This is a genomic window from Idiomarina sp. OT37-5b (assembly GCF_002968395.1).
Lineage (GTDB): Bacteria > Pseudomonadota > Gammaproteobacteria > Enterobacterales > Alteromonadaceae > Idiomarina > Idiomarina aquatica.
Map to the genome: position 1 here is coordinate 1041699 of NZ_CP027188.1, position 24820 is coordinate 1066518.

At 51.8% G+C, this 24820-nt stretch carries 25 protein-coding genes and 1 tRNA gene; 20 read left to right on the plus strand and 6 right to left on the minus strand.

The window, feature by feature from the left end; genetic code table 11:
• Positions 1-22: 22 nt before the first annotated feature.
• From bamA to C5610_RS04820, 8 genes are all read left to right on the plus strand, one after another.
• Positions 23-2506, plus strand: coding sequence for an outer membrane protein assembly factor BamA (gene bamA, locus C5610_RS04785; protein WP_105306159.1), 2484 nt, complete (start codon positions 23-25; stop codon positions 2504-2506).
• A 52-nt stretch (positions 2507-2558) separates the two neighbouring features.
• The gene (locus tag C5610_RS04790; RefSeq protein WP_105306160.1) at positions 2559-3074 is read left to right on the plus strand and encodes an OmpH family outer membrane protein; all 516 of its coding nucleotides are present in this window, start codon (positions 2559-2561) and stop codon (positions 3072-3074) included.
• Between the two features lie 3 nt (positions 3075-3077).
• Positions 3078-4109: a UDP-3-O-(3-hydroxymyristoyl)glucosamine N-acyltransferase gene (gene lpxD / locus C5610_RS04795; RefSeq protein ID WP_105306161.1), complete on the plus strand. Its 1032-nt coding sequence runs from the start codon at positions 3078-3080 to the stop codon at positions 4107-4109.
• A 12-nt stretch (positions 4110-4121) separates the two neighbouring features.
• A complete protein-coding gene (gene fabZ / locus C5610_RS04800) occupies positions 4122-4577 on the plus strand; it encodes a 3-hydroxyacyl-ACP dehydratase FabZ (protein ID WP_105306162.1) in 456 nt (151 codons plus the stop codon).
• Positions 4577-5344: an acyl-ACP--UDP-N-acetylglucosamine O-acyltransferase gene (gene lpxA, locus C5610_RS04805; protein ID WP_105306163.1), complete on the plus strand. Its 768-nt coding sequence runs from the start codon at positions 4577-4579 to the stop codon at positions 5342-5344. Before fabZ ends, lpxA begins: the two co-directional genes overlap by 1 nt.
• 6 nt (positions 5345-5350) lie before the next feature.
• Positions 5351-6505 carry a lipid-A-disaccharide synthase gene (gene lpxB / locus C5610_RS04810; RefSeq protein WP_105306164.1) on the plus strand — a complete coding sequence of 385 codons (1155 nt, stop codon included), beginning with the start codon at positions 5351-5353 and terminating at the stop codon, positions 6503-6505.
• A gap of 79 nt (positions 6506-6584) precedes the next feature.
• Positions 6585-7520: a glutathione S-transferase family protein gene (locus C5610_RS04815; RefSeq protein WP_105306165.1), complete on the plus strand. Its 936-nt coding sequence runs from the start codon at positions 6585-6587 to the stop codon at positions 7518-7520.
• A gap of 7 nt (positions 7521-7527) precedes the next feature.
• Positions 7528-8370, plus strand: coding sequence for a pirin family protein (locus tag C5610_RS04820; RefSeq protein WP_105306166.1), 843 nt, complete (start codon positions 7528-7530; stop codon positions 8368-8370).
• On the opposite strand, the gene C5610_RS04825 is transcribed toward C5610_RS04820, so the two are convergent.
• Positions 8362-10005 carry a tetratricopeptide repeat-containing response regulator gene (locus C5610_RS04825; protein ID WP_105306167.1) on the minus strand — a complete coding sequence of 548 codons (1644 nt, stop codon included), beginning with the start codon at positions 10003-10005 and terminating at the stop codon, positions 8362-8364. The two genes, C5610_RS04820 and C5610_RS04825, sit on opposite strands and share 9 nt — an antisense overlap.
• Before the next feature lie 116 nt (positions 10006-10121).
• On the opposite strand from C5610_RS04825, the gene C5610_RS04830 reads away from it, so the two are divergent.
• Complete coding sequence (locus tag C5610_RS04830) at positions 10122-11099, plus strand: NAD(P)H-quinone oxidoreductase (RefSeq protein WP_105306168.1); 978 nt, start codon at positions 10122-10124, stop codon at positions 11097-11099.
• 11 nt (positions 11100-11110) lie between these two features.
• Here C5610_RS04830 and C5610_RS04835 read toward each other — a convergent pair.
• Positions 11111-11195: transfer RNA gene (locus C5610_RS04835), tRNA-Tyr, on the minus strand.
• Positions 11196-11312: 117 nt separating this feature from the next.
• On the opposite strand from C5610_RS04835, the gene C5610_RS04840 reads away from it, so the two are divergent.
• The 6 genes from C5610_RS04840 (at position 11313) to lysS (ending at position 17848) form a co-directional block, all read left to right on the plus strand.
• A complete protein-coding gene (locus tag C5610_RS04840) occupies positions 11313-11792 on the plus strand; it encodes a VC2046/SO_2500 family protein (protein WP_105306169.1) in 480 nt (159 codons plus the stop codon).
• A 46-nt stretch (positions 11793-11838) separates the two neighbouring features.
• Positions 11839-12741 (plus strand): site-specific tyrosine recombinase XerD, encoded by a 903-nt coding sequence (gene xerD, locus C5610_RS04845; RefSeq protein WP_105306170.1) that lies wholly within the window; start codon positions 11839-11841, stop codon positions 12739-12741.
• Between the two features lie 12 nt (positions 12742-12753).
• Positions 12754-13455 carry a bifunctional protein-disulfide isomerase/oxidoreductase DsbC gene (gene dsbC, locus C5610_RS04850; RefSeq protein ID WP_105306171.1) on the plus strand — a complete coding sequence of 234 codons (702 nt, stop codon included), beginning with the start codon at positions 12754-12756 and terminating at the stop codon, positions 13453-13455.
• A 6-nt stretch (positions 13456-13461) separates the two neighbouring features.
• Positions 13462-15171 (plus strand): single-stranded-DNA-specific exonuclease RecJ, encoded by a 1710-nt coding sequence (gene recJ / locus C5610_RS04855; protein ID WP_105306172.1) that lies wholly within the window; start codon positions 13462-13464, stop codon positions 15169-15171.
• A 42-nt stretch (positions 15172-15213) separates the two neighbouring features.
• Positions 15214-16312, plus strand: a protein-coding gene (prfB, locus tag C5610_RS04860; RefSeq protein WP_105306173.1) for a peptide chain release factor 2 whose coding sequence is annotated in 2 segments (ribosomal slippage) — positions 15214-15288 and positions 15290-16312 — 1098 coding nt in all. Because the reading frame shifts where the segments join, the coding sequence is not laid out codon by codon here.
• A 24-nt stretch (positions 16313-16336) separates the two neighbouring features.
• Positions 16337-17848, plus strand: a complete 1512-nt coding sequence (lysS, locus tag C5610_RS04865) for a lysine--tRNA ligase (protein WP_105306174.1) — start codon at positions 16337-16339, stop codon at positions 17846-17848.
• 84 nt (positions 17849-17932) lie between these two features.
• Here lysS and C5610_RS04870 read toward each other — a convergent pair whose 3' ends face one another.
• Positions 17933-19099: an APC family permease gene (locus tag C5610_RS04870; protein WP_105306175.1), complete on the minus strand. Its 1167-nt coding sequence runs from the start codon at positions 19097-19099 to the stop codon at positions 17933-17935.
• 175 nt (positions 19100-19274) lie between these two features.
• Here C5610_RS04870 and C5610_RS04875 point away from each other — a divergent pair, with 175 nt between their 5' ends.
• Positions 19275-19754 (plus strand): methylated-DNA--[protein]-cysteine S-methyltransferase, encoded by a 480-nt coding sequence (locus tag C5610_RS04875; protein ID WP_105306176.1) that lies wholly within the window; start codon positions 19275-19277, stop codon positions 19752-19754.
• A 49-nt stretch (positions 19755-19803) separates the two neighbouring features.
• Here the strand turns inward: C5610_RS04875 and C5610_RS04880 are convergent, their stop codons facing one another.
• Both C5610_RS04880 and C5610_RS04885 read right to left on the minus strand, forming a co-directional pair.
• Complete coding sequence (locus C5610_RS04880; protein ID WP_105306177.1) at positions 19804-20286, minus strand: peptidylprolyl isomerase; 483 nt, start codon at positions 20284-20286, stop codon at positions 19804-19806.
• Between the two features lie 6 nt (positions 20287-20292).
• Entirely contained in the window at positions 20293-21183 is an 891-nt protein-coding gene (locus tag C5610_RS04885) for a YgfZ/GcvT domain-containing protein (RefSeq protein WP_105306178.1), read from the minus strand.
• Positions 21184-21259: 76 nt separating this feature from the next.
• Here C5610_RS04885 and C5610_RS04890 point away from each other — a divergent pair, with 76 nt between their 5' ends.
• Together C5610_RS04890 and C5610_RS04895 are read left to right on the plus strand one after the other, a co-directional pair.
• Positions 21260-21532 carry a succinate dehydrogenase assembly factor 2 gene (locus C5610_RS04890; protein ID WP_105306179.1) on the plus strand — a complete coding sequence of 91 codons (273 nt, stop codon included), beginning with the start codon at positions 21260-21262 and terminating at the stop codon, positions 21530-21532.
• Between the two features lie 2 nt (positions 21533-21534).
• Positions 21535-21786 carry a hypothetical protein gene (locus C5610_RS04895; RefSeq protein ID WP_105306180.1) on the plus strand — a complete coding sequence of 84 codons (252 nt, stop codon included), beginning with the start codon at positions 21535-21537 and terminating at the stop codon, positions 21784-21786.
• Here C5610_RS04895 and nadB read toward each other — a convergent pair.
• Entirely contained in the window at positions 21783-23381 is a 1599-nt protein-coding gene (gene nadB / locus C5610_RS04900; RefSeq protein WP_105306181.1) for an L-aspartate oxidase, read from the minus strand. The two genes, C5610_RS04895 and nadB, sit on opposite strands and share 4 nt — an antisense overlap.
• Positions 23382-23525: 144 nt before the next feature.
• On the opposite strand from nadB, the gene rpoE reads away from it, so the two are divergent.
• Both rpoE and C5610_RS04910 read left to right on the plus strand, forming a co-directional pair.
• On the plus strand, positions 23526-24104 hold the full coding sequence (gene rpoE, locus C5610_RS04905; RefSeq protein WP_105306182.1) for an RNA polymerase sigma factor RpoE: 579 nt from the start codon (positions 23526-23528) through the stop codon (positions 24102-24104).
• A gap of 44 nt (positions 24105-24148) precedes the next feature.
• Entirely contained in the window at positions 24149-24811 is a 663-nt protein-coding gene (locus tag C5610_RS04910; RefSeq protein ID WP_105306183.1) for a sigma-E factor negative regulatory protein, read from the plus strand.
• Positions 24812-24820 lie beyond the last annotated feature (9 nt).

Below are 24820 nucleotides of genomic sequence, written 5' to 3' on the forward strand. Positions count from 1 at the left end.
CAACAATAAGTAGCTATTCATAATGACGTTTAAAAAGCTGTTAGTGAGTGCCATGGTGGCAGCGGCGGTTTCGCCGGTGCACGCACAAGAAGAATTTGTAGTTGAAGATATTGAAGTCAAAGGCTTGCAACGCGTTGCCCTGGGGGCCGCGTTAACCTATATTCCCGTCCGGGTTGGCGATGATGTCAGCGAGATGCAAATTCGCAGCGCGATTAAGTCGTTGTATTCGTCTACGCACTTTGACTACATCGAAGTAAAACGCGACGGCAGCACGCTGATATTTCAGGTGAGCGAGCGTCCTACCATTGCTGAGATTACGTTCGAAGGCAATAAAGACATTAAAGACGAACAGCTTGAACAAAGCCTGCAGGACAACAATATTGTTGTTGGTGAGCCACTTGACCGCACCACCATTTCGGGTATTGAAAAGGGTCTGGAAGATTTCTTCCACAGTGTTGGTAAATACAACGCTGAAGTTACCATCGAAGTGGTCGAGCTACCGCGTAACCGGGTTGAACTGCTGATGACCTTCGATGAAGGCGATGCGGCTGAAATTGCACAGATCAACATTGTTGGCAACAAGGCCTTCCCGGATGAGTTGCTGTTGGATGCGTTTGAGCTAAAAGACGATTTACCCTGGTGGAACGTCATTGGTGAGAAGCGCTATCAGAAAGAACAACTGAGCGGTGACTTAGAAACGCTGGAGTCGTTCTACCGCGATCGTGGCTACTTGCAATTTACGGTAACGTCGGTACAAGTATCGATGACACCGGATCGTGAAGGCATTTACATCACCATTAACGTTGACGAAGGTGAAAAATACCGCGTCAGCGGTACCGATGTCATCGGTGATCTTAAAGGTCACGATGATTTGGTTGAGCGCATTGCCACCATCGAGGAAGGCTCGCTGTACAACGCTGCGCAGGTCACCTACATCGAAGACATGATCTCACGGTTCTTTGGTCGCTTTGGTTATGCCTACCCGGAAGTTCGTGCCATTCCTGAACGGAATGACGACGACAAAACGGTCAAACTGACGTTCTCGATTGACCCGGGTAACCGTGTCTACGTCCGTCGCATTAATTTTGAAGGCAACAGCCTTACTCAGGATCGCGTGCTACGCCGTGAAATGCGTCAGCTCGAAGGTGCCTGGTTGTCGGACGACAAAGTCGAGCAGGGCAAAGTCCGACTGGAACGGCTGGGTTTTTTCGAAACCGTCGAAAGCTCAACCCAAAAAGTTGACGGTCGTGATGATCAAGTTGATATCACTTATAAAGTGAAAGAGCAGCCGTCGGGCTCCTTTAACGCCGGTATCGGCTACGGCGACTACTCGGGTCTGCAATTAAATGCGGGCGTACAACAAAATAACTTCCTGGGTACCGGTAATCGGGCGGGCATTAACGTCTCCACCAGTCGCTTCAATAAAAACTTCAGTGTGTCTTATGCTGACCCTTACTTCACCATCAACGGCGTGAGTTTATCCGGTCAGTTATACATGAGTGAATTTGATGCCGGACAAGCTGAAAACTTAATTCGCTATAACCAGAAAACCTATGGTATTTCATCAAACATCGGGTTCCCGGTTGATGAAATCAACAGCTTTAATTTTGGTATTGGTTATAAGCAGCAGGAAGTCAGTAATGTTGACGGCTATGAACAGATCAGAAAGTTCTACTCGGCGTTCCTGGATCGTGAAAACCCGGACGAGGGTGTTGCTTTTGATATCTACGAATTTAATGCTGGCTGGCAACGTATCACGCTAAACCGTGGTACCTTCCCAACTGCTGGTTCGTCGCAACGTGCTTCAGTAGAAGTTTCAGCGCCGTTTAGTGATATTCAATACTTTAAAGCCAACTACGATTTTAAATATTACATACCGCTTTCGGACGATCAGCAGTGGTCATTCCTGACACGCTTAAATATTGGTTATGGTAACGGCTATGGTGAAGACGATGTCGGTAACGAGTTTCTGTTGCCGTTCTGGGAGTCCTTCCGCGTCGGTGGTCAGGGCGACTTGCGTGGTTTCGAACCTAATACCGTGGGTCCGCGCGCAATTTATAGCTACGCGGATCAGGTAACTGGGCCGCCTGACTGGACGGGGCTGCCAGGCGGCTACCCGGAAGGAACAGGTGCTGAAAGCGTGCAGGTTAGTCGCTATGCGGTCGGCGGTAACGCTAAAGTTGTCGGGGGTCTGGAATTAATTGTACCAACCCCGTTCATCGATGAAGGTATGCGTAACAGTGTCCGCACCAGTGTATTTGTGGATGTGGGAACAGTGTGGGATACTGAATTCGATTACGACCAATACAAAGACCTGGATTTGGTGCCCAACAGTCAGCCATTATCGGATTACAGTGATCCGGGCGAGTTCCGTGTATCGGCCGGTGTGTCGGTGCAGTGGATATCACCGATGGGGCCATTGACGTTCTCATTGGGTCGGGCATTGAAAGAGGTTGAGGGCGATGAAACGCAGGTGTTCTCGTTCAATATCGGTACCACATTCTGATAAACTATAAAGAATCGTTTAAAACGAACAACAGTCTATTGAGGAGTTAACATTGAAAACTTTAATTAAAACAACGGCAGCCGCTGTAGCACTCTCTACCGCTCTGTTTGCCGGTGCAGCCGAAGCGCAGCAGAAGATTGGTGTGGTCGATATGATGTCGATTTTCCAACAATTACCGCAGCGTGAACAAATCTCACAAGATCTGCAGGCCGAGTTCCAGGATCGCTTTGAAGAGATGCGTCAACTGGAGACTAAAATCCAGGAACTGCGTCAAAAGCAAGAGCGTGATGCGTCGATCATGTCAAATGACGAGAAGACGCAACTGAACCGTGAACTGGAGCAGTTGATTTCTGAGGCACAGCTGAAGAGCAAAGCGCTGCAGGAAGACACTCGCCGTCGCCAGCAGGAAGAACGTAACGAGCTGCTCGGTAAAGTACAGCAGGCCATCAACGCCGTAGCCGCTGAGCAAGGTTATGACCTTGTGCTGGAAAGCAGTGCAGTCGCGTTCATGAAAGCAGACAACGATTTGTCTGACGAAGTGGTTACTGAGATGTCTTCAGGTAATTAATGAATGACTGAGTATACTCTGCAACAACTTGCCGAGCATGTTGGTGGTGAGGTTCGCGGTGACGCGAACCTTGTCATTACAGGGGTTGGTACCCTGCAGTCAGCGAATGCTCAACAAGTGGCCTTTTTGGCAAACAGTCGCTACAAAAGTCAATTAGCGGAATCGGCAGCGGGCGCGGTATTACTGTCACCGAAAGATGCTGAAAACAGCGATGTGCAAAATGCTATTGTCATTGCTAATCCCTATGCGGCGTTTGCCAAAGTGGCACAACTTTTAGATACCACACCATTGCCGGCGACCGGCATTGCGGATACCGCGCGGGTGGCCGAAGGGGTAACTCTGGGGAGTAACGTTTCGCTCGGAGAATACGTCGTTATCGAGGCCGGCGCAACGATCGGTGATAACGTCAGTATTGGTGCGCACACGCACGTTGGGCCCGGTGTCAGCATCGGTAACAACAGTAAAATTTGGTCCGGGGTACACCTTTACCATAACTGTCAGATTGGTGCTGACTGCATCATTCACTCAGGAGCGGTTATTGGCGCAGACGGCTTTGGCTGGGCGCCGGAAAATGGTAAATGGTTAAAAATCCCGCAAATTGGCCGTGTCGTAATTGGTAACCGTGTTGAAATCGGTGCGTCGACAACGGTTGACCGGGGCGCGCTAGATGACACCATCATCAGTGATGGTTGTATCATCGATAACCAGTGCCAGATTGCCCATAACGTGTTTATTGATGAAGACACGGCGATAGCCGGGTGTACCGTATTAGCAGGCAGTTGCCGTATTGGTAAGCGTTGCATGATTGGTGGTGCTTCGGCGATCAACGGTCATATCAGTATTTGTGACGATGTGCAGATCATGGGCTTTGCCATGGTGATCAAAGAAATCACCGAACCGGGCGTTTATGCGTCTGGCATTCCTGCGTCGAGCCATCGCGAATGGCGCCGTAACGGAGCGAGATTCCGTCAGCTTGATGACCTGTTTAAGCGCGTAAAGTCAGTTGAGCAACAACTGCAAGATAACAACGAATAATTGGGAGCTACTGTGAAAGCCACGGAGTCTGGATTTGATATTCAAGGTGTGCTCGACTTATTGCCACACCGTTATCCATTTTTATTGATCGATCGCGTGATTGAGTGCGATTGCGAGCGCTCGATCCATGCCATCAAAAACGTCAGCTTTAATGAACCTATGTTCAACGGACACTTCCCGGGCAAGCCGATTTTCCCTGGGGTATTGTTGTTGGAAGGTCTGGCTCAGGCAGCCGGTCTGTTAGGTTTTAAAATTACCCAGCAGAAATCTGAAGCAAACGATTTGTACCTGTTTGCCGGTATCGACAACGCGCGTTTTAAACGCCAGGTGGTACCCGGAGATACCATTCATTTTCACGTGACCTTCGAAAAAGAACGTCGTGGCATCTGGAAATTCAGTGGTAAAGCTGAGGTGGATGGCGAATTGGCAGCCAGTGCTGAGATAATCTGTGCAAGAAGGGAAGTCTAGTGATCCACGAAACGGCGATAATCGACGCCAGTGCTAGAATTGGTGAAAACGTCAGTATCGGCCCCTGGACCGTTATCGGTCCCGATGTTGTGATTGGCGATAACTGTGATATTCGCTCGCACGTTGTTATTAAAGGTCCGACAGAAATCGGCCGCAACAATACCATTTATCAATTTGCGTCGGTCGGTGAAGATTGCCAGGATAAGAAGTATGCGGGTGAACCGACGCGGTTGGTTATCGGTGATCATAATGTTATTCGTGAGTCAGTAACTATCCACCGTGGCACCGTGCAAGACAACAGCTTAACCCAAATCGGCAGTCATAATCTGCTGATGGCCTACGTGCATGTTGCTCATGACTGCATGGTCGGTGATAACAACATACTGGCCAATCAGGTAACCCTGGCCGGCCACGTTCACGTGGGCGATTACGTTATTCTTGGTGGTATGACGGGTGTGCACCAGTTCTGCCATATCGGCTCGCACAGCTTTTGCGCGGTGAATTCAATCTTAGTGCAGGACTTACCGCCGTTTGTGATGGCGCAGGGACACAATGCCCGTCCTCGTACCATCAACAGTGAAGGCTTAAAGCGGCGCAATTTCAGCGCTGAACAAATCACCAATATTCGCCGTGCTTATAAGTTGCTGTATCGCTCCGGTATGACAACCGAAGAGGCGTTACAAGCGATTAAAGAGCTGAACGAACCGCAGCTTGACGACTTCTGTGCGTTCGTTGAGAACAGTCAACGCGGCATTATTCGTCCCTAGTAACTAATGACCACAATGTCCCCCCGTGTTATTGCGATTGTCGCCGGAGAACATTCCGGCGATTTACTTGGCGCTGGTTTAATGCGCGCACTCAAACAGCGCTCGCGCCAGCCGATTGAATTCATTGGCGTCGGCGGCCCGCTTATGGCGGCAGAAGGGTTGCAGTCTTTTTTCCCGATGGAAGATCTGGCGGTGATGGGCATTGCCGAAGTGCTGAAAGATCTGCCAAAGTTGCTGCGACACCGTCGTAAGCTGGTGCAGTATCTGCTCGAGCGTCAGCCACAGGTCATGATTGGCATCGATGCCCCTGACTTCAATTTGACCGTCGAACGACGTTTACGTGATCGCGGCATCCGTACCGTACATTACGTCAGCCCGTCGGTCTGGGCGTGGCGGGAAGGTCGTATCAAGGGTATTAAGAAAGCCGTAGACCATATGCTTTGCCTGTTGCCATTTGAACAGCAGTTTTACGACAAACATCAACTGCCGGCGACCTTTGTCGGCCATCCGCTGGCGGATGACATTCCCATGCAATGGCCGCGGTCGCAAGCGCGTAGCGAGCTTAATTTGGCGCAGGATGGCCAGTATTTGGCGTTGATGCCGGGCAGTCGGGGCGGTGAAGTAAAGCGCATGGCGCCGCTGTTTTTGCAAGCAGCTCTGCAGTTACAGCAACGATATCCGTCATTAAAATTTGTGGCGCCGATGATCAGTGCAACGCGGGCAGAACAATTTAAGGCATTATGGCAGCAACACGCGCCACAATTGGCTATCGACATTACGGTTGGTAACAGTCGTGCCACCATGGCTGCGGCGGACTACTTGTTGCTGACGTCGGGTACGGTCGCGTTAGAAGCCATGCTGATCAAGCGACCGATGGTGGTTGCCTACAAATTTAATGCACTCACCTACCGACTGATAAAATGGCTGTTTCATGCGCCGTTTTTTTCGCTGCCGAACCTGCTGGCCGATGAACGTATTGTGCCTGAGTTGGCGCAGCACGAAGCGTCCTGTGACGCGTTGGTTGATGCCATGAGCACACTCATTGACAGTGACAATGATGCGCTGCTACAGCGTTTCGAAAACTTACACAAGCAATTGAAGGTTAACGCCAGTGAACGGGCTGCGGAAGTTGTACTGAATCTAATAAGTTCTAATAAATAGAAAGATTAACCAGAAATTATGGGCTAATAATTCTAAAAAATAGAGGCTATCCTTAGGTTAACTCAATCAAGGAGGTCTTATGGGATTATTAGTTGACGGTCAGTGGCACGATAAATGGTACGACACCGAAAAGCACGGTGGCCGCTTTGTCCGCAGTGAGTCACAGTTTCGCAATGACATATCTCCGACAGGGCGGTTTAAACCTGAATCCGGCCGCTATCATCTGTACGTTTCTTATGCGTGTCCCTGGGCGCATCGGGCGCTGATTTTCCGACGTCTGAAAGGGCTCGAGCAACACATCGACGTTTCCGTCGTGCATCCGCTGATGTTAGAAAATGGCTGGGAATTTGCAGATACACCATTGCACGACCCGCTGTACAACAACGATTACCTGTACCAGCTCTATTTAAAAGCAGATCCGAATTATTCCGGTCGCGTTACCGTGCCTGTGTTATGGGATAAACAGGAGCAAACCATCGTTAATAATGAGTCTGCGGATATCATTCGAATTTTCAACTCGGCGTTCAATGACCTCACCGGTAACCACGATGACTATTATCCGCCATCGTTGCGTGAGGAGATTGACGAGGTCAATGAATGGGTCTACAACGACATTAATAACGGTGTCTACAAGTGCGGTTTTGCGACTCGTCAGCAAGCCTACGAAGAGGCTTTCACCGATTTATTTGCGGCGCTGGACAGGGTCGAAGCGATTTTGGCCAAACAGCCCTATTTGGCAGGCGCGCAATTGACCGAGGCAGACTGGCGATTATTCACCACTCTGGTGCGCTTTGACGCGGTTTATTTTGGTCACTTTAAGACCAACCGCCAGCGCATTGTTGATTACCCGAATATGTGGCGTTATGTGCGAGGCTTATATCAACACCCGGGCGTTGCCGAAACCGTGGTGATGGATCATATCAAACAGCATTATTACGGCAGTCACAAAACCATTAACCCAACGCAAATTGTGCCGGCAAGTCCGGACATTGATTTCAACCAGCCGCTGGAGTGAGAAACCTATGTCGAGTGTCATTTTAGGGCGTTTTCGTGGTATGCCGGCGCAAGACGGTGCCGGTGTTAAGCTCACACGAATCATTAATCAGCCGGGTTTAAAGCATCAGGATCCGTTTCTGATGCTGGATGAATTCCGTTCCGATAACCCCGACGATTATATTGCCGGTTTTCCACCGCATCCGCATCGTGGTTTTTGTACCCTGACCTACATGCTGGCGGGGCAGATGGAGCACAAGGATTCGGTCGGCAATACCGGCGTAGTCGAAGCCGGTGGCGTGCAATGGATGAAAGCGGCGCGGGGCATCATTCATGCGGAGATGCCTAAGCAAGAAGCAGGCTTGATGTGGGGTTTTCAATTATGGGTAAACCTTCCGGCGGCGGAAAAAATGTCCGAGCCAGCCTGGTATGATTATCCCGCCGATGTGATCCCGGAAGTCGATCGCGGCAACGCGGTTATTCGGGTTGTTGCGGGAGAACATGACGGCAAAACGGGGCCGGTTGATGCGCCGGGTCGTGACTTTTTGATGTTGGATCTGGTGTTTAATGCCGCTGAAACCTTGACGGTGGCGGCCCAAGGGCAACGTCAACGGCTGGGTTACGTGTACAAAGGCAATGTCAGCGTCAATGGCGAAGCTGTTGCTCGAGGTGAACTGGTCCGCCTCGATACCGATGCGGAGCTTATTATCGAGGGCAGTGCCGACAGTGGGCTATTGCTGTTGGCGGCACAACCGATCAATGAGCCGATTGCGCAGTACGGTCCCTTTGTCATGAACAACTCAGTGGAAATCGAACAGGCGATACGCGACTATCAGAATGGCACGCTGGCCGCTAATCAAAAGTTAACGTAATCCCAGCGTCGCGGTTTGTTCTAATAAATATTCGTAACGCTGCTTGTGGGTGTCGGACAGTGGCAACCCCTGCAGCGTTTTGAAGCAATTGGCGCATTCTTTGCGCAGAAACTCCAGTTCTACCTTACCGGTATTCTGACAGTAGCTGACCGCCGTTTGTATGTAGTTGAGTGCCGCGCCGCTGTTCAGCGGAGCCAGTTGCAACGCCTCCCGGAACACACTTAAGGCCTCTTTATAATTGTGCTGCTCGTACAGACGAATACCTTTTTGGTGCACGTCACGGAACGCATTTTCGGTCTTGCGTGCCAGTTCACGACGTTCAGTCAATAACTTTTTAGTGTAACTATCGATGTTGTGTCCGTCATCGGCCGCAATTGCCAGTTCATTGGCTTTTTCAAACTCGCCCAGATCCAGCAACACAATGATGACGTCGGCAAGTAACTCGGTTGGCACCGGTTTTTTCTGCGACAGTTCATCACCAACCGCCTTATTGAGCAATTGTTGTGCTTCGCGCAGCCGTCCATTAAACGCATCGATACGTGAGACCAGAATCGACTCCAGCGTTTCAAACGGCAACTCGGAATAAACAATGTTCTCGTCGTAGCGGGAGCGTTGCAGTTCCATGGTCGCTTCCGTCTGGTACTTGGCGACCTTCTGACGCGTATCGGCGTGTTCGGCAGCGTCCAAAATTGCCCTTAAGTAATTGCACAGGTGCTGGACATTACGAAACACTGAGGTACGGGCGATTTGCAGCACATTGTTCATTGCTTGTTTGGCAATCTCATAGTCGCCATTGTCACGGGCTATATGGGCTAACTGGGTTTGCCTGGAGATGGAAAACGGGGCCATGTTGATGCTCTGCCGCGCGCTTTCCAGCGCCTCTTCAGGATTATCCAGCAGCAAATAGCAGCGCGTTTTGATGTCCTGTGCCTCAATCGCGTTTGGCATCTTTTTGAGTACCGCTTCAGCAATCTCCAGAGCATCTTTGGGACGTTGTTGCAACAATCGAGTTTCGGCAAGTTTTAACTGAATCCAGGGTTGCACACCGTCTTCAAGTACACGCTTTATCGCGGCTTCAGCTTGCTCAAGTTGCTGCGTTTTATTAAACAGTTCAATCTGCAACTTTTGGCAATAGGTGGCGTAACGGCTTTGTGAATCGATATGACGCTGGCAGGCGTCAATACAAGCTGTGTAATCGCCGTTGTATAACGACTTGAACACATCTTTAAGCCACATCCGGCGTTTGTAAGCGCGGGCAATTCGTGAGCGCAGAACACGATGTGAAAAGGGTTTGGTGAGATAGTCATCGGGCTGTAGTTCAAGCGCGCTCAACACCATCGGCCGGGTATTGTCGCCGGTGATGATAAAGAAAATGGTATCCTCTTTGAGGACGCCACGGTGTTTCAACTCTTCCAGCACCTGCCGGCCATTTTTACCGCGGCCAAGGTTGTAATCGACCAGCATTACGTCAAAGGGTTTGCGCACATACGCAGCAATACCGGCTTCACCGGTTCGCTTCGCCTCAACCTCTTTGGCACCAAGATTGAGCAGTAATCCTTTTAGCATCACCTGAAACGCTTTTTGATCTTCGATGATCAGTACGCGTTTGTCGGCGAGTTCGACAAACTCACTCATTGTGTGTTTTGCCATCCTTTGGTTTTTTGTCACGACAACGTGTTAGGTTAAAGATTATTATGCGTCTTTACTACTGATGTTATCGACTTTTTGTTTAAAAACTCGAAGGAAATTTTATGTTAGCAGCGCGTATTGAAGAAGGGCGGGTGGTTTGGCAGCCCGATCATGATCTCAACCAAACAACGCCAGCCGCTGATGAGGTGACCATTCGGATAGCGTATGCCGGCGTAAATCGCGCCGACGTCATGCAAGTTGCCGGTGCCTATCCACCGCCGCCGGGGGCGTCGGCAATCCCGGGGCTGGAGTGCAGCGGGGTAGTCACTGCGATTGGTGACAAGGTAACCCATCTCGCCGTTGGCGACAAAGTGTGTGCGCTGTTAGCCGCTGGCGGCTATGCCGAATCGGTTACGGTGAATGCGGCGCAGGTACTGCCATTACCGTCCAGTTGGACCCTGGAACGCGGCGCGGGATGGTTAGAAACTTTTGCGACCGCTTATTTGAATGTGTTTATGCTGGCCGATTTACAGCCCGGCGACCGGGTTTTTGCCCATGCCGGTGCCAGTGGGGTCGGTAGTGCGTTACTGCAATTATGCAAAGAGCAGGGGACGCCCATTTATGTCACCGCCGGTAGTGATGAAAAATGTGCATTTTGCCGCGAACTGGGCGCAACTGAAGCGATAAATCGGCACCGCCAGGATTATGTCGAGGTGCTAAAAGAGGTCGGCGGCGTTGATGTGATTCTTAATCCGGTCGGCGGGGACTCGGTGGAGCGTGATCAGCAAGTACTGAAACAGGACGGTCGACTGGTTCTCATCGGGCTGATGGGCGGCCGTAATGGTCAGGTGGACTTCGGTCGTCTGCTGATGAAGCGGCAACGGCTTATGGGCTCCACGCTGCGAAGTTTATCCAGCGAACGTAAAGGCGCTATTTTAAGCGGACTTTGGCAACACTTTGGTGAAGCGTTCACTGCGGCAAGGGTGCGGCCGATGATCGATCGCGTTGTTCCGGCAGAAAAGGTCAACGAGGCCTTAAATTACCTGCAGGAAAATCGAACGCAAGGTAAGGTGGTGCTGAAAATAGCGGAACTTGATTAAGCGGGAAATCGTGGTGGAGGGGGCAGGATTCGAACCTGCGAAGGCTGAGCCGTCAGATTTACAGTCTGATCCCTTTGGCCACTCGGGAACCCCTCCAAACGAGGCGCGTATAATAACAGGCTTAATCACGCTGTAAAGGAAAAAGCATAAAAATTAAAGATTTTTGCCAGCCGCCGATAACGACATCAAGCGTCAACGTTATCGGCAGGATGTATGGCAGAGCTGACCCCCGGAACGGTATCCGGAGCACAGGAATATTTTGATCGACAGGCCGCCAATGCGATTGGGCAGGGGCATGGGGCCGAGTTTTCCCTGTGGCTGGCAGCGCTGGGCGAACAACCGCTTGCCGATGACGCCCCGGCAAGCGTCGACTGGCAACGTACCATTGGTGCGGCGCGGCCACGGCCATTAGGCTATAACGACGCGCGGTTTATCGCCAGCGGCGTCTACCAGAGCGCTTCGCAATTGAGTGATTTTAAATTACAGGACGCAGTGCACCCGCAACCGCTTATCCCAAACAGCGATCCACAGCGACTACCGCTGGAGTTAATCGCTAATCTGGATTGGCAAACGCTGCAGCGCCGCAAGCGTGCGGCGGCACCGGAAAAACTCCCGAAACGTCGTCGCGACCCCGCGCAGTTATACGACGTGTTACAGCAGTTGGGGATAGAACCAAAGCAACAGCTCATGTAAGCTAGCAGCATGTACTAAGCTATCCTGATGTGTGGTAACGGCTGCCATGACCCAAGTTCACCCGCAAGACGATGAACGTATTGATGCCTTTGTTGAGTATTTATGGTTGCACCATGGTGTCAGCAATAACACTCAAGCCGCCTACCGTTCTGACCTACGCCGTTATTGCGATTACCTGATGACGCAAAAACTTGGCTTGTTAGATACCACGTCGACCATTCTGCAGGATTATTTGCTTTGGCGCCGCAGTCAGGGGCTCTCACCGCGCAGCACCTCACGATTTTTAAGTGCGATGAAAAAGTTTGCTCAGTTTGCGGTAAAGCAGGGGTGGCTGAATACCGACCCCAGCGCTCGCTTAAAACGACCGAAACTCCCACAATCAATCCCCCATTCCCTCAGTGAAGCGGATGTCGACGCGTTGTTGCATGCGCCGGCGACCGACACCGAACTGGGGTTGCGCGATCGCACGATGCTGGAAGTGCTTTACGCCAGTGGCTTGCGGGTCAGTGAGCTGATCCGACTGCAATTGGAACAGGTGTCATTACAACAGGGCTTAGTGCGTATTATCGGTAAAGGTGACAAGGAACGCCTGGTACCCCTCGGTGAGGAAGCGCTCGATTGGCTGCAGCAGTATTTGCGCCATGGCCGTCCGGCGCTTTCGGACAAAAACAGCCCGTGGATTTTTATTACCCAACGCGGTACCTTATTAACGCGCCAGGCATTCTGGTACCGCATCAAACATTATGCGGCGCAAGCGGGTATTCGCGCGCATCTGTCGCCCCATACACTGCGGCATGCATTTGCTACGCACCTGTTAAACCATGGTGCGGATTTACGAGTATTACAAATGTTGCTGGGTCACAGTGACCTGTCTACGACACAAATTTACACACAAGTTGCGCGAGAGCGGCTGCAGTCCCTGCATGCTCAGCACCATCCGCGCGGCTAACAAGAGGTTTATATGAAACGCAGTTTAGTTCATTCCCTGTTATTACTGGCATCACTGTCAGTAAGTGCGGCAAGTGTTGCACAGCAACCGGATACCAGTCGCCTTGAAGCGTTAGGTATCCAGGTTGGTGAAGTGTCCAAAACGTCGATAGCGGGGCTTTATCAGATCACCTCAAATCAGGGGATTTTCTATGTTTCAGAGGACGGCACACGGCTGATCGCCGGCAACCTGTTTGATCTGACCAACGAACAACCGACCAATCTTACTGAACAGGCTATGGCAAGTCTGCGTCAGCAGGAACTGCAAAAAATTGAAGATGAAATGGTGGTTTATCCATCGTCGAAAGAAAAATATCAGATCACCGTGTTTACCGATACCACCTGTGGCTATTGTCAGCGTTTACATGAAAACCTTGGTCAGTATCTGGACAAAGGGATTACCGTGCGCTATCTGGCCTTCCCGCGTGGCGGTCTTAATAGCAAAGGTGGTCAACAGCTGCAGTCGGTATGGTGTGCAGACGACCCGAAAAAAGCACTCACGGCCTATAAAAACGGCGATGCGGTTGACAGTCCGGCCTGTGATAATCCAGTCGAAAAACATTACCGCATGGGGCAGGCCTTTGGCGTAACCGGAACCCCGGCTATCGTCCTGCCGGACGGTCGTATGTTGCCCGGTCTGCGAACCGCCGATGCACTGCTCGAGGCAATGCAATAAGCGCGTATGACAGACTTTAGCATACGCCGCTACGACCACGTTGACGACTCTCATTTACCGGCCTCGCTGCCACCCTTGCTGCGGCAAATTTATGCGCGGCGTGGCGTCAGCTCGGCCGATGAACTGCAATTATCGGCGCAGGGATTAACGCATTTTCGCAGTTTAAAAGGAATCGACCAGGCCGTTGCGCTGTTAAGTCGCTCGCAACAGCGACACATTACCATTTGTGGCGATTTTGATGCTGACGGCGCAACCAGTACCGCGCTGTTAGTGACGGCGCTGAACGAACTGCAGTTTGAACGAGTAGACTATCGCGTTCCCAATCGCATGACCGAAGGTTACGGCTTGTCAGTGAGCATGGTTGAGCAACTGGCCGCACGCGGCACTGAGCTGATCATCACCGTTGATAACGGCATTGCCGCTAATGACGCGGTCGCCCGGGCAAAAGCATTAGGGCTGGACGTGATTGTTACCGATCACCATCTGGCGGCTGATGAGCTGCCGGTGGCGGATGCCATTATCAATCCCAACCAGCCCGGCTGCTCGTTTCCGAGTAAACACCTGGCTGGTGTCGGCGTGGCCTTTTATTTATTGCTGGGACTTCGAGCGCAGTTGCGTGAGCAAGGCATAGCGCCGTTACCCAGTCTCGCCAACTGGCTGGATTTGGTGGCACTTGGAACCGTTGCCGATGTGGTTCCGCTGGACTACAACAACCGTATTCTGGTGCAACAGGGGCTGGCGCGAATTCGACATGGTCATTGCCGCCCCGGTATTGCGGCATTGCTTGAGGTTGCCGGACGTGACCGTTCGCGACTGCAGGCAACAGACTTAGGCTTTGCGCTGGCACCACGAATTAATGCCGCTGGTCGACTCGACGACATCAGCCTCGGCATCGAGTGTCTGTTGGCCGATACGGAGCGAGCTTATGAACTGGCTCAACAACTGGATCAGTTGAACCGCGAACGACGCAGTATCGAAGCCGACATGCGCGAGCATGCCGAGCGGGTGGTCGCGCAGTTGCAACTGGATAATCAGGGCGAGGTCCCGGATTTGTTGACGCTGTATGAGCCCGACTGGCACGCCGGTGTTATCGGCATCGTGGCGGGACGGGTTAAAGATGCGGTTAACCGGCCCGTGATCGTGTTTGCGAATGACGATGATGACACGCTAAAAGGCTCGGCACGGTCAGTTAACGGCCTGCATATCCGTGATTTACTGGAACGTATCGAGACCCAACAGCCGGGCCTGATGCATCGGTTTGGAGGCCATGCGATGGCCGCAGGGCTGACCTTACCGCGGGCAAACCTGGCCGAATTCAGTCGGGCTGCGCAGCGCATTGCCGGGCAGTGGCTGACGGCTGAGCAGAAAGCGGCGGTGTACTGGTCTGACGGCGAACTCAGTGATGACCAACTGAGTCTGGACATGGTCGCCCAGTTGCAACAGGCGGGTCCCTGGGGGCAGGGCTTTGCTGAACCGAGTTTTGATGGCCAATTTGAGGTGTTACAACAACGTATCGTCGGTTCGCAGCACCTGAAATTGGTGTTACGTTCCGCTGCCGGCGGCATTTATGACGCGATCGCTTTTAACGTTGATGCACAAATCTGGCCGGACAATTCAGTTGCGCGGGTTGAAATCTTATACAAGCCACAATTAAATCACTTCCGCGGACGCACCAGTGTGCAGTTGCTGGTGGAGCAAATCCGTCAATTACGGTAAACTGTGCGCTTTCAAAATTTAGCAGAATGAAACTGAGTGATCATGTTCGAAACCAACGCGACCTATAATCAGATAAAAGATATGCGCGAGCGCAGTGAAGCGCTTAGGGGGTATCTTTGACTACGATACCAAGAAAGAACGCCTAGAAGAGGTTACCCGCGAGCTGGAACAGCCATCGGTATGGGACGATCCACCGAAGGCACAGGCACTGGGCAAAGAACGCGCAGCGCTGGAGCAGGTGATTGAAACCCTGGATAATTTGGGACAGGGGCTTGATGACGTCGAAGGTTTGGTGGAGCTGGCGGTAGAAGCTGATGACGAGCAGACCTTTACGGAAGCTGAGAGCGAGTTGGCGCAATTGCTGGAGCAATTGGAAAAGCTTGAATTTCGGCGTATGTTCTCACGCGATAACGACGATTCAGACTGTTATGTCGATATTCAGTCGGGCTCCGGTGGCACCGAAGCTCAGGACTGGGCCAATATGTTGTTGCGGATGTATCTGCGTTGGGCCGAAGCCCATGGTTTTAGCACTGAAATCACCGAATTGTCCGAAGGCGAAGTGGCTGGCATAAAATCCGCAACCATCCGTGTTGCCGGTGAGTACGCTTATGGTTGGTTACGCACCGAAACCGGTGTTCACCGACTGGTACGGAAATCACCGTTTGACTCCGGTAATCGTCGGCATACGTCATTTGCATCGGTTTTCGTCTATCCGGAAGTGGACGACGACATTGAAATCGAAATTAATCCGGCGGATTTGCGGGTCGATACCTATCGCGCCTCCGGTGCCGGTGGTCAGCACGTTAACCGAACGGATTCAGCGGTACGGATAACGCACGAACCTTCGGGTATCGTAGTGCAGTGTCAAAGTGACCGTTCGCAACATAAAAACCGTGACTCGGCGATGAAGCAGCTAAAAGCCAAATTGTATGAAATGGAGCTGCAGAAGCAAAACGAAGACAAACAAGCGCTGGAAGACACCAAGTCAGACATTGGCTGGGGCAGTCAGATTCGTTCCTACGTGCTGGATGATGCACGTATTAAAGATTTGCGGACCGGCGTAGAAAACCGTAATACCCAAGCGGTGCTGGATGGCGCCCTTGATCCATTTATCGAAGCCAGTTTAAAAAGCGGCTTATAAGCGACTGAACAGAGGAAAGACAGTATGACAGATAAATCGCAATCACCCGACGTCGACGTGAATGAGCAAATAGCACAGCGAAAAGCTAAACTGGCGGCGCTTCGTGATAAGGGCATTGCGTTTCCTAATGATTTCCGTCGCGACTCTCTGGCCAGCGATTTACAGCAGGAATATGGTGAGGCGACGAAAGAAGAACTCGAAGCGCAGGGTATTCGGGTAAAAGTTGCCGGTCGTATGATGACCCGCCGTATTATGGGTAAAGCCAGCTTTGCCACGATTCAGGACATGAGTGGCCGTATTCAGCTGTATGTGGCTCGTGACAACCTGCCCGAAGGTTTTTATAACAGCGAATTTAAAAAATGGGATCTGGGCGACATCGTCGGTGCCAGCGGCGTCTTGTTTAAAACCAACACCGGTGAGCTGAGTGTACAGGTTGACGACGTTCGTCTATTGACCAAAGCGCTGCGTCCATTGCCGGATAAATTCCATGGCTTGGCCGATCAGGAAACGCGTTACCGTCAGCGTTATCTGGATTTAATCACCAACGACGAGTCTCGTAAGACGTTCCTGGTTCGCTCGAAAGTGATCGAATACATCCGTCGCTTTTTAACCGAGCGGGCGTTTTTAGAAGTTGAAACACCGATGATGCAAACCATTCCCGGTGGCGCTTCGGCGCGTCCGTTCAGCACCCATCACAACGCGCTGGATATGGAACTGTTCCTGCGTATCGCACCGGAATTGTATCTGAAGCGTTTGGTTGTCGGCGGTTTTGAAAAAGTGTTCGAAATTAACCGCAACTTCCGTAACGAAGGGTTGTCGACTCGCCATAATCCAGAATTCACCATGCTGGAATTCTACTGGGGTTATGCCGATTACCACGACCTGATGGATCTGACGGAGCAAATGTTACGCGGCGTAGCCGAGTCAGTGCTGGGCTCGACCACCTTCACCAGTCAGGGTGTTGAGTATGACTTTGGCCAGCCGTTCGAACGGATGACGGTACTGGAAGCCATTCTCAAGTATATGCCGGAGCTGACCCTGGAGCAGTTGCAAAGCCGTGAATCGGCGGTGCAGGTTGCCGAGGAAGTTGGTATCGAGGTACAGCCAGGCTGGGGTTTGGGTAAGATCCAGATCGAAATTTTCGAAGAGGTGGCCGAACACAAGCTGATCCAGCCGACCTTTATCACCGCTTACCCGGCTGAAGTGTCGCCGCTGGCGCGCCGTAACGACGACGACCCGTTTGTGACGGATCGGTTTGAGTTCTTCGCCGGTGGCCGTGAGCTGGCCAATGGGTTCTCAGAGCTTAACGATGCTGAAGACCAGGCGCAGCGTTTCCGTGAACAAGTGGAAGCGAAAGAAGCCGGTGATGATGAAGCCATGTTCTACGACGAAGACTACGTGACCGCACTGGAGCACGGCATGCCGCCAACCGCCGGTGAAGGTATCGGTATCGACCGATTGGTGATGCTACTGACCGATTCGCCATCGATTCGTGACGTACTTCTGTTCCCGCACATGCGCCCGAAGGCCGATTAGCAAACCGTGGCTCGCGCCGTTGGCGCGAGCCTTTCACACGTGTTAACCGCGGTCACAAACGCTGCTGGCTATGGCTAACGGGTGTTACGCAAGCGCCGCAAGTATCACTAACCCGAAACAACTGATTAAGCCGAGCACAGAAACCCACTTGGGGATGAATCGTTGTTCTGCGGATACCCGCAACGCGGCAATATTGGTAATCCCGTAATACACCAATACCGTAAAGGCACTTAAGGTCCACGCCGACTGGACGCCGCCAAACAGCGCAATCAATGCCATGATGGCAAAGGTCACCCAGGTTGCGGCCGGAGCGGCATGGCCGTTGCTGCTGAGTTTGGCGACAGAGCGCGGCAAATCACCGCGTCGACCCATCGCCAGGACTACCCGCGATACCCCCAGCACCAGATTCAGCACCACACCACTCATCGCGATAACGCCACCGATCACCACCAGCAGTCGCCAATCGGGATTGGCCAGCAGACTGGCAATGGTAAAGCGGCTTTCATCAAACGACGAAATCCCACCTACATGCAGAATCGCCAGACCGACGGCGATGTAGATAGCGCTGACAACGGTCAGTGTCAATACCACCGCTTTGGGGATATTACGACGTGGTTCACTGATTTCTTCGCCCATCGTCGCGATGCGGCCATAACCGGTAAAGGCGACGAACATCAGCGCCGCCGCGTGAAACAGCGATAGCGATGAAGGCGTTGGCGGCGTCTCCGGCAAAGCGCTTGGCTGGGCAAATGCCGCCGCGACAAAAACGCCCAGTCCAATGAGGCTAACGGCCACCAACAGGGCATTTAGCCAATTGGTGCGGCGCACACCGGACAGCACAAAAAGGGTGAACAGGAACAGTAGACCGATGGCGATAACGGTTACCGATGTCGCGGAGATAGTCAGTAATACGCTGATTGACCAGGCTACCGCAAGCGCCGCCGTTGCCGCCGAGGCACTTTTGGCGACAATAAATAGCCAGCCGGCGACAATCCCGCTGAGTGGATTTAAAAACTGATAGCCGTACTCGTAGGTTCCGCCACTGACCGGATGAGCCGCAGCCAGTTGGGCCGATGAAAGGCCGTTACAGAGTGCGGTAACGGCGGCGATGACAATCGCCCAAACGAGCCAGCTTCCAGCAATGCTGGCACTCAGGCCGACACTGACATACGCGCCGGTACCAAGAATTGACCCTAAACCAATCACTAATGCGCCGCTTAGGCCGGTGTTTCTGATGAGTCGATCAGTCATCGTTGCCCTCAAATCGATGGTTTGGTTCAGTATAACGAAGTCGAGGTAGAAAGATCGATAATAGCTTGCTAAAGGACTCGTGAACAAAAAAAATCGAAAAATTATTGGCAAAAAAGCTGATAATCGTTCAAATTTATGTATAGTTGAACATTCACTCAGTAGGATACAGGTCAATATGCATCACATTGAATTCGATACACCATTAGGTCATATGGTGGCGATAGCGGATGAACGCCACTTGACCGGGCTATATTATCGCGATCAGAAGAATTTACCGGATCTAACGGTGTCAAAACCGGCTAAGGATCATCCGGTATTACTGCAGACACAAGAGCAACTGGCGCAATATTTCGCCGGTCAGCGGCAGCGTTTTAGTTTGCCGTTGCGAGTGCAAGCGACGGCGTTTCAGTCACAGGTATTGGACCATCTGCAGCAGGTGGGGCCGGGTACAACCTTATCCTATAAGGATATCGCCGAACGTATTGGTAAGCCCAAAAGCGTCCGCGCGGTCGCTAACGCGATTGCCCGCAACCCGTTAATTATTGTGATTCCGTGCCATCGGGTGATTGGTATCAAAGGTGAATTACGCGGTTTTGCGGCAGGTATTGAACGCAAGAAGGCGTTGTTGGAACAAGAAGGCTGCAAAGTCGTTTAGAAAAAAATACCGCCCCTGGGGGCGGCATTTATTGGGTTCAGACGCTCAATTAATGATCTTCGCCATCAGCGTGTACGTGACCGTGCTCTAACTCTTGCTCGGTCGCATCACGAACTTCAACAACTTCTACGTCAAAGTTCAGATCGATGCCCGCCAGCGGGTGGTTACCGTCAACGGTCACTTCGTCGTCGTTGACTTCAACGATAACAACTGACTGGTCGCCTTGATCGGTGCTGGCACGGAACTGCATGCCCGGTTGCACGTCGTTGTCGCCGAACAGGTTGCGTGGTACCGTTTGGATCAAACCGTCGTGGCGCTCACCGTAGGCTTCTTCTGGCTTGATTTCAGCGGTAAACTGGTCACCGACGTTCTTGCCTTCTAAAGCATTTTCCAGGCCTGGGATCAACATGCCACGGCCGTGGATAAATGTCAGGGGATTGCCTTCCTTAGATTGATCTAACGTCTGACCTTCCGCTGTTTTAACCGTGTAGTGAATGGCCACGACTTTGTTAGGGGCAATAGCTTCGCTCATAAATAATTAACCTAATTGATACGGCAGTGAGTGTATTTCCAAGAGACTTGCATCGTCACCTTTCACCCGAATCGGCGTGTCCTGCTCAATATCGCTCGGCAGTACCGCCAATACATCGGTAAGGTGTTCGGAGCGGTTCACTGCCATAATGACCGTTCCTGCACGACGCCAGTTATCGCCAACTTTACGTTCTAACTCGGTGGCTGGCAAAACGCCGTTTGCGTTACCACTGAGCCGAAACAAAGCTCGCTTCTGTTTGCCCAGATACTTCATCCGGGCAATGGTCTCCTGGCCGATATAACATCCTTTGTTAAAACTGATCCCGTCCAGTGCCTGAATATTTAACATCTGCGGCACAAACTGCTGACTGTTGTCAGCGGTTAATTGCGGACGAACCCGTTCAATTTCCAACGCATCCCAGTAGGGCTGCGGATAATCCGTAGAAATTGGTTGCCGGCTTAACAGCAAATATTGCTGAGGTGCTGAGCCGACCTGTAACAGTAGCGTGTCGTCATCGCGTTGCGGCAATGTCGGTTGTTCGCCAAAGTGACCACTGATGTGCCATTGCTTGGTCACATCGGCAATATCTACTTTATTAAACACGCCATATTTCTGCAATTGCGCCATCGAACCTGCGATCGCGCTTTTGTGCATAATCAGCAACAGACATTGTTGCCACGGCACCAGCCAAAACACACTGAAGGCTTTGCCGGTTGGGTCACAATGCGCTCCGTACAAAAACGGCTTGTCTGACAGCTGTTCAATATCGCAGGTTAACTGACCCTGCAAAAAACGGTTAGCATCTTCACCAGCTACTTGAATGATACCATAGTCATCGAGTTTTACCGAAACCGCGCTGGGTATTTGCTGGGTAAAATCAGTGTCTAACGCAATCACAAGCACTCCTTATTTTTGCACTTCATGCTAATATTAGGGCAACTAAAAATTTTTCAAGGCGAAATGTGGAGTTGTCATGCTGCCATTAAAGCAATCAGAAGATGCGTTAAAAGATAAACGCCGGTTAAAGTGGGCGTGCCGCCGCGGCATGCTTGAGCTTGACGTATTGTTTGAACCTTTTGTGGATCAAGCGTATGACGAGCTGAGTGAGGAAGATAAAGCGATTTTTCGCCGCTTAGTCACTTGTGACGATCCGGATTTGTTTTCTTGGTTTATGGGGCAAAAAACCTGTCCGGATGCGGAACTGCAGAAAATGGTCGAGTTTATGCTGGCGCGAGTAAAAGTATAAGCGTGTTGCGGATTCGACTGTGCCGTCCACAGCGGTTGCTGTCGGTTGATGACAGTGGACAACACTGGTTATTGCAACAACAGTCGTATGGTTTAGCGGGTCAACCGCTGGTGGTCTGGCGCTGGTTGTTGATTGTCCCCTTGCAGCGCGACAGCCAGCGTTACTGGCTGTGGTTGTGGTGGTTTCAACTGCGCCGGGAGCAATTGGCGCAGTTGCGGTGTCTGTCTATGCTGGCTGCGCAGCGGCTGGTTTAAGCGGGCGTTAAGCGGGTAGGCTTAGCTTCCGGTAGCTGCTGCGGATAATCCAGCGTGTAATGCAGGCCGCGGCTTTCTTTACGTGCCATCGCACTGTGTACAATCAACTCGGCAACCTGCACCAGGTTACGTAATTCCAGTAGATTATTGCTGACGCGGAAGTTGGCGTAATAGTCGTGAATTTCCTGTTGCAGCAACTGGATCCGGTGTAACGCACGTTCCAGTCGTTTCGTGGTGCGCACAATACCGACGTAATCCCACATAAACAAACGTAATTCATGCCAGTTGTGCTGAATCACTACCTCTTCATCGGAATTGCTGACTTTACTCTCGTCCCATGCCGGTAAATGACTGAGTGGTTTGGCGGTCGGTGGTTGCGCAAGGATATGCTTGGCCGCCGCGCGGGCAAACACCAGACATTCGAGCAACGAGTTACTGGCCATGCGGTTGGCACCATGCAAGCCGGTATAAGCGACTTCACCCACCGCGTACAATCCGGGAATATCGGTCTCGGCATTAAGATTCGTGGTAACACCGCCACAGGTGTAATGAGCCGCAGGGACAACCGGCATGGGTTGTTTACTGATGTCGATGCCAAGTGACAGACATTTTTCGTAGATGGTCGGAAAATGCTGTTGCAGAAACTCGGCTGATTTGTGCGAGATGTCCAGGTACATGCAATCTGCACCGAGTCGTTTCATTTCGTAGTCGATGGCTCGGGCGACCACGTCGCGCGGCGCCAGTTCGGCGAGCTCATGAAAGTCGTCCATAAAGCGACTGCCGTCCGGCCGGCGCAAAACAGCGCCTTCACCCCGCAAGGCTTCCGTTAACAGAAAACTGTTGGCGTTGGGATGATACAGGCAGGTTGGATGGAACTGATTAAACTCCATGTTGGTGACACTGCAGCCGGCGCGCCAGGCCATGGCGATGCCATCACCGCTGGCAACATCGGGGTTGCTGGTGTATTGGTACACCTTGCTGGAGCCACCCGTTGCTAACACGACGTAGCGGGCGGCTGCCGTTTCAACCCGCTCTTTAGCCCGGTTCCAGAGATAAGCGCCGTAGCAGCCTTTATCTTTATTAAGACGTCGACCCGTAATCAGGTCGACGGCATTAAATCTTTCCAGTACCGTAATATTCGGATGTTGCAGAACTTTTTCCTGTAAGGTTGTCTGAACAGCACGGCCGGTGGCATCGGCGGCATGCAGAATACGTCGGTGGCTGTGACCGCCTTCGCGGTTAAGATGATATTCGGGCTTATCGTCATCAGAATTGACCCGGTCAAAACCGACACCAGCATCGATAAGCCATTGTAATGCCTCGCGCGCGTTGCGTGTGGTAAACTCTACCGCAGCATGGTCGCATAAACCGGCACCGGCGTTGAGGGTATCTTCGATGTGGCTCTCGACGCTGTCGTTTTCGTCGAACACGGCGGCAATACCGCCTTGAGCGTAATAGGTAGACCCTTCAGTGAGCGGACCTTTACTGACGACGATAACACTCACGTGGTCGGCGAGTTGCAAAGCGGTCGTTAAACCGGCGGCACCAGAGCCAATGACTAAGACATCTGATTGATAATTTGCTGCAGGTTCCATAAAGTACTCATAAAGAATTTTGGATGATTTTACGCATTCAGTGAAATTTTTGCGAACTTTTTACGAAGCGGTCTGTCACAGTTTGTAACAACTACGACGGGCCACCAGTTCAAGCAGTTCCTTGGCTAGGGAGAACAGGCTCGGATGAGCGAGAAACTTACAGACCAACAACTGGTCGAAAGAGTACAACAAGGAGATAACCGCGCGTTTGACTTGCTGGTAAAAAAGTATCAGCACAAAGTGATGAGTTTGATCTCTCGCTACGTTAAACAGCCAGGGGATGTCGCCGATGTGGCTCAGGAAGCGTTTATAAAAGCCTATCGGGCGTTGCCCAAGTTTCGTGGTGACAGCGCGTTTTATACGTGGTTGTACCGAATTGCGGTAAATACCGCGAAAAATTATTTGGTTTCGCAAGGGCGCAAACCACCGGCATCGGACGTCGATGCCGAAGACGCGGAATATTACGAAGGCGCAGCGGCACTGAAAGATACGGCAACTCCGGAACGACAGTTGTTGACGGATGAAATTCAGGCGGTGGTGTTGAAAGCCATCGAAGAGTTGCCGGAAGATTTGCGTCGAGCCATCACGTTGCGGGAAATCGACGGACTGGGTTACGAAGAAATTGCGATAGAAATGGATTGCCCCATAGGAACCGTAAGATCACGTATCTTCCGCGCTCGGGAAGCCATTGATAATCAGTTACGGCCGTTGTTAGAGCGTTAATGAACGCAGTACACAGCTAACGGCACTTTTACAGAGGGTAAGCTATGTCTCAGGACAAACTGTCTAAAGACGAACTCCATGCAGCAAAGCATGAAGCAACATCAGCGTATTTTGATGAAGAACACGCCGATGGTGGTTCGATTGATGCGTGGTTAAAAGATGATGAAACCGCACAGCGGTGGCATCGTTACAGTCTTATCAGTAGTAGTTTGAAAAAGGATTTGTCGGCCTCTGTCTCTGTGGACATCAGTGAGAAGGTACGGGCCGCTATCGAGCAGGAACAAGCGCACTCAGTGGTTTCGATATCGTCAAGCAGTCGTTCTCCGGCAGCGCGTAAAGCGGCCAGTAAATGGTTCCAGCCCTTTGCTAAAGTCGCGGTTGCCGCCGGCGTAGCAGCGGTTGCGATCATGACCGTGCAGACCTATCAACAGCCTGAGTCAGTGCCGGCGGCACAAGAACCGGCGTTAATGACCAACCCACTTGGCGGGCGTCAACCGGTAAGCTATTCGCCGTCCATGTCCGCTAGCCCGGTTGCCAATCAGCAGCAACAGGACGTGCAGATGCGCCGTCAGGCACAGTCATACCTGATTGATCATCAGCAACAAATTTTATTGCTACAAACTGCGCCGGAACCTTCGACCACAACACCAGAAACCGAGCAATCGGCTGATAAATCCGCGCAGAAACCATCGTCGCAACCGCAGTAAGGATGTTCT